We start from the raw sequence: 8,456 nt of genomic DNA on the forward strand, positions 1-8,456 counted from the left end.
AGCGTTATACTCAGACCAGTTGCGGATACGGTAGCTCATTGCTGTGAAGGTTTGTTGGTGGTACTTCAAACCTATCACCTCGCCTATCCGCAACTCCTCCATGCAACAACGCCGTAATTTGCTCAAAAATTGATCCAAATTGATCTTTCGCACGCTCAAACTCTGGTACTTGCCAATCTGGTACTAAAGCGTCATCTAGTTGCTTCGCATCTATTAAACCGGCACTCATTGATCTTGCATTTTTCAGGCTGAAATCTTTGCAGATAGCCACTCTGCTTTAGCGACTTACATTGCTGGGTTAATAGATAGGCGGGACAGCGGACTTCAAGTTGCAATGCCTTCACCTACGGCATCCTACCCTAATCCCTCTTCTGTCACTCTCACTGGAGGATAGCTGAAATGAGGTAAATTCGTTGTGATTAGCTTGAATGAATTCAGCTAAACCGCACATCAACAGCACAAGAATTTATCCTCTTCTCAGAGTGGCAGAAGAGGATAAATTCTCAGCCTAAATCAAGCTCTGCTTCCCTCCTAGCCACCGTTCCAGGTTCACCCCGTTTTGTCAGTTAAGCAGCTCACTCAACTAGAACTGGAAGCATGAGTCGCTGACGGACGAGTGAACTTTCTGTGCAATAGCGCAGTAAGTCTAGGGATGAGGGGTGCTACATCAGTTTTTGAGGTAACTATATGTTCTTTTAGAAGACCTTAAGTCAGTGTGTTTTAGAACACTTGAAAAGTTTGAGGATTTTTGCAGGCCTTGTAGATCTAATAGAACGAAATTAACCCAGAGAGTAACTTGTAATAGAAGATTTACGGAATTAACCTCAGGACATTGTTCTATTAAAGATCAATTAATGCCTTCTTAAGCTGAGAATGGCAGGGTTTTTGTGGGTATGAATTTTGCTTCGGTTGTATTACAACCCAGCTCATGTGATGCACTGCATTGCATATATGGGTTGCAATACTGCCTTGTTTTCGCATGTCTTCAAAACAACGTTAACCGTAATTGCAGCATTCATTTTGATGAAAAATTCTTCTGGATTTTTATCCATTAGCCACAGTATTTTCAGTATCTAAGGAGTCTTAGCAAGAGATGGCAGATTTTGACACAAACATTGAACCTGCTGAACTAGAAGGATTTGCTTCTTTGCCTGCTGATACTTTCGCAGAGGGACCTGAAACGGGTGAAGGTATTTCAGGAAATGGTCGAACTGGTCCTTTTGAAGGCCCTCCTATTCAAGGTTTTAGCGGTGTGCAGTTTGCTCCTGGTGGCGACGGTTCCACCTATTGGTTCCTCTCGGACAACGGCTTTGGCTCCAAGTTCAACAGTTCCGACTATTTACTCCGCATCTATCAGGTTGATCCTAACTTCGCGGGTTCTGAAGGGGGCGATCGCAGCGTTGAGGTGCAAAGGTTTGTTCAACTTAGTGATCCAAACAACCTAATTCCATTTGACATTCAAAATGAGGGAACGAGCGATCGCCTGCTCACGGGTTCCGACTTTGATGTCGAGTCTCTGGTGATTGATGGCAATGGCGAGATCTGGATTGGAGACGAATTTGGTCCCTACATCCTGCACTTTGATGCCACGGGCAAACTGCTGGAAGCTCCCATTCCAACGCCTAACGTCAACACCGTCAATACGCTCGATAACACCCTCAACACGCTCAACGGTCAAGATCCGCTTGTCATCGGACACCGGGGCGCAAGTGGCGAATTACCTGAGCACACCCTAGAGGCATACAGACTAGCCATCACTCGTGGTGCTGACTTCATCGAGCCTGACCTGGTATCCACCAAAGACGGCGTATTAATCGCTCGCCACGAGCCAATCCTGGGTGGCACCACCGATGTTGCCAGTCGTCCCGAATTTGCCGATCGCAGACGTGATGGAGTCATTGACGGCGTTCTGTATGAGGACGAATTCTTTGCCTCCGACTTTACTCTGGAGGAAATCAAGACCCTGCGGGCGATCATGCCTCAGGACTATCGCACCGATGTCTTCGATGGCGTGTTCCAGATCCCAACCTTTGAAGAAGTGATCAACTTGGTCAAACAGATTGAGGTAGATACGGGTAAAAAAATTGGCATCTATCCCGAAACCAAGCACCCTACTTATCACGACGACCTGGGACTGTCTTTGGAAGAACCCCTGCTGGAAACCCTGGAGGAAACTGGCTTTACCGATCCTGACCGCGTCTTCATCCAGTCCTTTGAAGTTTCCAATCTAAAGGAACTGAACACCAAGACAGACATTCCGCTGGTGCAGTTGCTAGATGCTTATGACGTGGCTCTGGATGGTTCTCTCATTTATCAAGATGTCAATGCTCGTCCCTACGACTTTGCAGTCAATGGTGACAATCGCACTTATGGTGATTTGCAGACTCCAGAGGGACTTGCAGAAATTGCTGAATATGCCGACGGCATTGGACCCTGGAAGCGAATGATTGTCTCCGTCAAGGGCGTAGATGCCAACGGTGATGGTGTGGCTGACGATGTAAACGGCGATGGCACCGTAAATGATGCAGATAAAACAACCACTGCCCCCTCCAACTTGATTTCTGATGCCCACGAAGCAGGGCTGTTGGTTCATGCTTACACCTTCCGCAATGAGGATCGCTTCCTTGCATCTGACTATCAAGGCAGTCCCAATGAAGAGTATGAGCAGTTCATCAATTTGGGCGTGGACGGTTACTTCACCGATTTCCCCGGTACAGGCGACCTGGTGCGCGATCAGATTACGGGTGAATTTGTGCGATCGCCTCAAAACCCAGACGTGCTTACCGCCACTGAGTTTGACACGCTGACAGGTGAAGCTCCCATTGTGATTGGTCATAGAGGCGCATCCGGTCTACGCCCAGAGCATACCTTGGAAGCTTACAAGCTGGCGATCGCTCAGGGCGCTGACTTCATTGAGCCCGACCTAGTAGTCACCAAAGACGGCGTTTTGATTGCTCGCCACGAGCCTATGCTAGCAGTGGTAGCGCTCAACCCCGATGGCACAATTCAGCGCGATGCCAGCGGCAGGCCTGTACTGAATACGACCGACACCAGCACCGATGTTTACCTGCGACCTGAATTTGCCGATCGTCTAACCGTGAAGAACCTGGATGGTCGTCTGGTTGGTGGCTGGTTTGCCGAAGACTTTACCCTGGCAGAAGTCAAGCAACTGAACGCGATCGAACGGCTTCCGGCTCTACGTAGCACTGCCTTCAACAACGATGGATTGAAGGTACCTACGTTGGCTGAGGTAATCGACCTGGTGCAAGAAGTTGAGGCTGAGACGGGTCGCCAGATCGGCATCTACCCCGAAACCAAGCACCCTACATTCTTCCAGCAACAAGGTTACAACACCAGCGAAATTTTGGTAGACACTCTGGTGTCCCAAGGCTTCACCGACCCCAACCGGGTTTACATTCAGTCCTTTGAGGTGAGCAACCTGAAAGAACTGAACGACACAATCATGCCCGAAGCAGGTATCGACATTCCTCTGGTTCAGCTCTTTGGGAGTTCAGGTCAGCCCTACGACTTCGTAGTCAGCGGCGACACTCGCACCTACACCGACTTGTCTACTCCAGATGGATTGGCTGAAATTGCTGAATACGCGGCGGGGATCGGACCCAATAAGCAGCGCATTGTCCCCCTCTCTACGGTCGATGCAGATGGCGACGGTCAGCCCGATGACCTGAATGGCGACGGTGCTATCAGTGATGGCGATCGCGTCACAGGCACCCCCACCACTTTGATTCAAGATGCCCATGATGCCGGGTTGCTGGTTCACCTCTATACTCTGCGGAATGAGAGCTTCTTCCTGCCGGATAGCTATAACGGTGATCCGCTGAATGAATACGAACAGTTTATCGAACTAGGAGTAGACGGCTTCTTCACCGACTTCCCCGGTACTGGATTTACTGCCCGCAGCAACTTCATCGAAGAACCCGCAGTTTCTAACTTAGGCGGCTCTCGTGGCTTTGAAGGCATGGCCTTTAGCCCCGATCGCACCACCCTCTACCCCATGCTAGAAGGAACCGTAGTGGGTGATCCAACTGGCTCATTGCGGATCTATGAATTTGATGTTGCCAGCAGTTCCTTTGAGGGATTACTTGGACTCTATCAGCTAGAATCGCCCAACAATGCGATCGGTGACTTTACCCCCATTAATGACAAGGAGTTTCTCGTCATCGAGCGAGATAACAACCAGGGAGCGACAGCCGGATTCAAGAAGATCTTCAAAGTTAATCTGTCTGAGGTTGACGACAAGAACTTTGTCAAGAAGGAAGAACTGGTTGACTTATTGAACATTAGCGATCCTAACGACTTGAATGGCGACGGCAGCACCACTTTCAACTTCCCCTTCCAGACCATTGAAGATGTCTTAGTGTTCGATTCGGATACCATCCTGGTAGCCAACGACAACAACTATCCCTTCTCCGTGGGCCGCGGCCCTGACATCGACAACAACGAGATTATCCAGCTCAAGCTAAACACCCCCCTGGATTTAGATCCTCGCCTGGGTGTTGCTGGACTCAACGCAGTCACAGAAACCCTCGACTTTGAAGGCGACGAACTGGCTGCTGGAACGGTCATCACCGATCAGTTTGCAGATTTGGGTCTTTCCCTCTCTTCTGACTCTGGCGATCTGATGCTCTTTGATTCTGAAAACCCCACGGGCGGCGATACTGACCTGGCTACACCAGACAAAGGTAATGTCCTGATCATCTCGGAAGACGGTAACTCTTCTAACCCGGATGACAACGGGGAAGGAGGCACGGTGAGCTTCCAATGGGATTCTTTAGTGGGTGTTGTGAGCGTGGGTCTACTCGACATTGAAGAAGCAGGTGGAACGGTTACACTCTATGACAGTGAGAGAACTGCAATCAAAACTATAGAGATTCCCCCACTTGAGAACAACAGCTTCCAGCAACTGTCTCTCAACGCAACTGGCGTGAGTGCTATGGATATCTTCCTGGTAGGAAGCGGAGCAATAACCGACCTTCAGTTTGTTTCCATCCCCAATGGAATCAGCTTGCCTGCATAAATAGGAATCCTTAAGTTGGGCTTTGCTTCTGCAATCCCCGATTTGTGCACAGTGACTTTTATTTGACGTGGGGAGACATTAGTGTCGTTAAAGCAGCGAAGCTAAATCTGGCTTGCTTTTTTGCCTCAAGCCAGATTAGCAATGCTGATGGACAGAGGCTAGTCCACTGAGCAAATTCTCCCTGTAATCCTGCAACAGAGGAGATTTTGCTCGACGACACTAATTTGTCTCAATGTCATTTAATGGCTCTTCCCAACTTTTGGCGAAGATGGATGCGATTGCGAATTTGAGCGATGTGGATTCTAGATTTAAGGCTACCTCAAGAACCTCGATCACTAAAAGTTGGGAAGAGCTCATTTAATTTGGCACTGTACAGTGAGTCCGAAAATACTTGGGGTTAATTGTTAAGAGACGATCTCTGAGTCCAAAAGCTTTCAAAAAGCTGTTGATAGGGGTAGTTATTGGAAGTGATCGCTCTGCTTCGTTTCGTGTTTCTATCTACTGATAAATTTTGCAGTTAAGCAACTGAATTGTCAGACAAACAGAGTACCCCTGTGGGTAATGACGAGATTGCATTCCTCGCGAAATGACCACAATTCATCCATTTGCACAACTAGTCGAGACGTTGTTTTGGCAACAACCTCTGCTCGCTGTGGTAGCTCAGCATGAACAGCATTCACGTACTGTTGCAACCAACTTTCCGACAACTGGAGCACCCGTGCAATACCTGCTAGTGAAATACGTTCCAGCAACATTCGATCAATCAAAGTATAGGTGTCCTTGTCTTTCGGTTTCCACGGAGGATTCTCCACAAACTGACGACCACAATCGCGACACTTGTAGTTCTGTTTTCCCCGACGAGTAGTGCCGTTTTTCATAATGTCATCGGAACCACAGGTGGGGCAGAGGAGATAAGGCTTCATGATGGATCAAATCTGTGAATCGGTGCATAATCACGGCTGACCTATAATAGCTACTCCTAATTTTCTCTACCCTTTATTAAAAAGCACTACCAACATCCTTAACCCGAACTGAGATTGTTGTTTAAATTCCATCACTATTTCTGGAAAAACAATTATGGATATGGTAATTATTCTTTCACGTACTACCCGTAAATACACGCATGGCAGTTTTCAACGGCGGTAATGGCAATGACTTTTTTGAGGGAGCCAATGAACCCGACACCCTCACGGGTAATGGGGGTAATGACACGTTGCTGGGAGGCGACAACTTCGACTGGATCGAAGGCAATGATGGCGACGACCAACTCGATGGGGGAAGCGGTGACGATACGATATCCGGAGGAAATGGGAGCGATAGTATCACAGGCGGCAGTGGCAACGACTTCATCTTTGGTGGAGTCGATGAAACCAATCAAGTTCCCCACTTGGGCAACGATACTATATTTGGGGGTGACGGCCAGGACCAGATTTTTGGCAGTAACGGCAATGATGTGATCTCCGGCGGCATTGGTAATGACGGTCTGTTTGGTGGATTTGGCAATGACACCATCGAGGGTGGTGAAGGAAATGATTATCTGTCCGGTGGCGCAGGAGTGAATCGCCTCACCGGTGGAAATGGTAATGATAGGTACCAAATCGAGAATCTGTTAGACCAAATTATTGAAACCGGAACAGTCGCAGATATCGACACCATTTTGTTTGATGTTGCGGGTGCTACGTCTTACACGTTAACTAGTGAATTTGAAAATCTCCAACTGCTACGCGGTCTGAATGGTACGGGAAATGCCCGAAACAATTTGATTTTTGGCAACGATGGGGCAAACACGCTTCAGGGGTTGGATGGAAACGACCAACTTTATGGAAGCACAGGAATCAATAATGTCCTTGATGGGAAGGATACATTGTTCGGTGGCAACAATAATGATGTCTTGCGCGGAGACAGGGGTCTTGATGTCCTGACAGGAGGAAGCGGGCGCGATTGCTTCGTTTTCAGCCAGCTAAATCAGGATGGAACCGACCAGATTACAGACCTTAATTCACGCGAGGATACGATCGCTCTCTATGCTGCTGACTCCATCTCTCCAGGGATGAATCCAGGTTATGCGGGTATGGGATTAACGATTAATTCCGTTCTTCGCCAAGATCAGTTTCGGATTGGCAATGGGGCTTTAGATGCCAGCGATCGCGTCATTTATCAATCCTCGACAGGCCGTCTTTTCTTCGATCCTGACGGAGTAGGCGGGCTAGCTCAAGTGCATATGGCGACCCTCACCCCAAATCTGACTCTGAGCCATCACAACCTCTTCGTATTCAGTCGCTACGACATTCTCGGATCGATTCCCCTACCTCCCCGCAGTAACGTCATTAACGGTACGAATGCTAGCGAAACGCTGCGGGGTAATGCTGCCGCCAATACGATCCGAGGGTTGGGTGGCAACGACGTGTTGCTAGGTAACCGTGGAAATGACAACTTGGATGGTGGAGTGGGTAACGATAGACTGCTAGGTGGAGCAGGTAACGATAGACTGCTAGGTGGAGCGGGTAACGATGCACTTGATGGTGCAGTCGGAAATGATGTGCTCCTAGGAGGATTAGGGGCAGATCGGCTCATTGGAGGTGCAGGAACCGATCGCTTTGTTTTAACTCGTCGTCAGGGGCGCGATACCATTGTCGATTTTCAAAATGGACGTGATCGCCTTGTATTGACAGGAGGCTTACGATTCCGCGATTTGCGAATTACTCAGGTCGGGAACAATACGCTAGTGCAAGTTGGAAATGAGTCTCTGGCTCTACTAACAGGTATTGCCACAACTCAAATTAATGCGGCTGACTTTGTCATTGGCTGATGGCAATCACTGCATAGTTACGGAGAATGATACTGATTCAAGGGATTTAGAACTGCGATTTTTTCAAGAAATCGCAGTTCTAGGGGTGATGAGGGCGTCGCTGCAACCAGGGGCAATTAGCCTGAAGTTCTTACTCTGTAATGGTTTTAGGATAGTTCACTTATACTAATAAAATGCAGAAATTCTACAATCTGTCACCACGATTCAAGGAATTTGTGTTGTTTCGGGCTTTAGTATAAGCCTAATTGCCTCTGGTTGCAGCGACGCTCTCATTACCCCAGCGAGTGGGGACTTGACACAAAAAAGCGATCGCTGCCAGTGGAAACTGAAAAACTATTTCCATTCAACTGATTTCCCCAACGAGTGGGGACTTTAATATCAGTTCGCTTATGCGAATATCGTCTAATACCAATTCTCCAAAGTAAGGTGACAGAGACTATGAGACTTATAGCGTGTTCAAGGGTGGGATATGGCAGGGGTGTACAAGCTAGAGATTAGACCTCCTGCATGAATCAAAAGGCATGTGCCAATTCATAGTTGAGTAAGCCAGCAATCAGATTCAAGCGCAAGCCAAACCGTTTTCTACGATTGCGATAACGTCCCGAAAAG

Annotated in this window: 3 protein-coding genes; 2 read left to right on the forward strand and 1 reads right to left on the reverse strand. The window is 48.2% G+C overall.

The window, feature by feature from the left end:
* Positions 1–1,093 precede the first annotated feature (1,093 nt).
* The gene (locus H6F93_RS05290) at positions 1,094–5,038 is read left to right on the forward strand and encodes a glycerophosphodiester phosphodiesterase family protein (RefSeq protein WP_190679606.1); all 3,945 of its coding nucleotides are present in this window, start codon (positions 1,094–1,096) and stop codon (positions 5,036–5,038) included.
* Positions 5,039–5,571: 533 nt separating this feature from the next.
* Here the strand turns inward: H6F93_RS05290 and H6F93_RS05295 are convergent.
* Positions 5,572–5,961 (reverse strand): IS1/IS1595 family N-terminal zinc-binding domain-containing protein, encoded by a 390-nt coding sequence (locus H6F93_RS05295; protein WP_190640985.1) that lies wholly within the window; start codon positions 5,959–5,961, stop codon positions 5,572–5,574.
* A gap of 200 nt (positions 5,962–6,161) precedes the next feature.
* Between H6F93_RS05295 and H6F93_RS05300 the strand changes: the two genes are divergently transcribed.
* Positions 6,162–7,847 carry a calcium-binding protein gene (locus H6F93_RS05300; protein ID WP_190640984.1) on the forward strand — a complete coding sequence of 562 codons (1,686 nt, stop codon included), beginning with the start codon at positions 6,162–6,164 and terminating at the stop codon, positions 7,845–7,847.
* The last annotated feature ends 609 nt before the right edge of the window (positions 7,848–8,456 follow it).

Origin of the sequence: Leptolyngbya sp. FACHB-671, from assembly GCF_014695745.1 — a bacterium.
Lineage (GTDB): Bacteria > Cyanobacteriota > Cyanobacteriia > Elainellales > Elainellaceae > JAAUTN01.

Excerpts from the sequence above, each read along its gene's own strand:
- H6F93_RS05290 (WP_190679606.1), top strand. The coding sequence starts at position 1,094 with ATGGCAGATTTTGACACAAACATTGAACCTGCTGAACTAGAAGGATTT.
- H6F93_RS05295 (WP_190640985.1), bottom strand. The coding sequence starts at position 5,961 with ATGAAGCCTTATCTCCTCTGCCCCACCTGTGGTTCCGATGACATTATG.
- H6F93_RS05300 (WP_190640984.1), top strand. The coding sequence starts at position 6,162 with ATGGCAGTTTTCAACGGCGGTAATGGCAATGACTTTTTTGAGGGAGCC.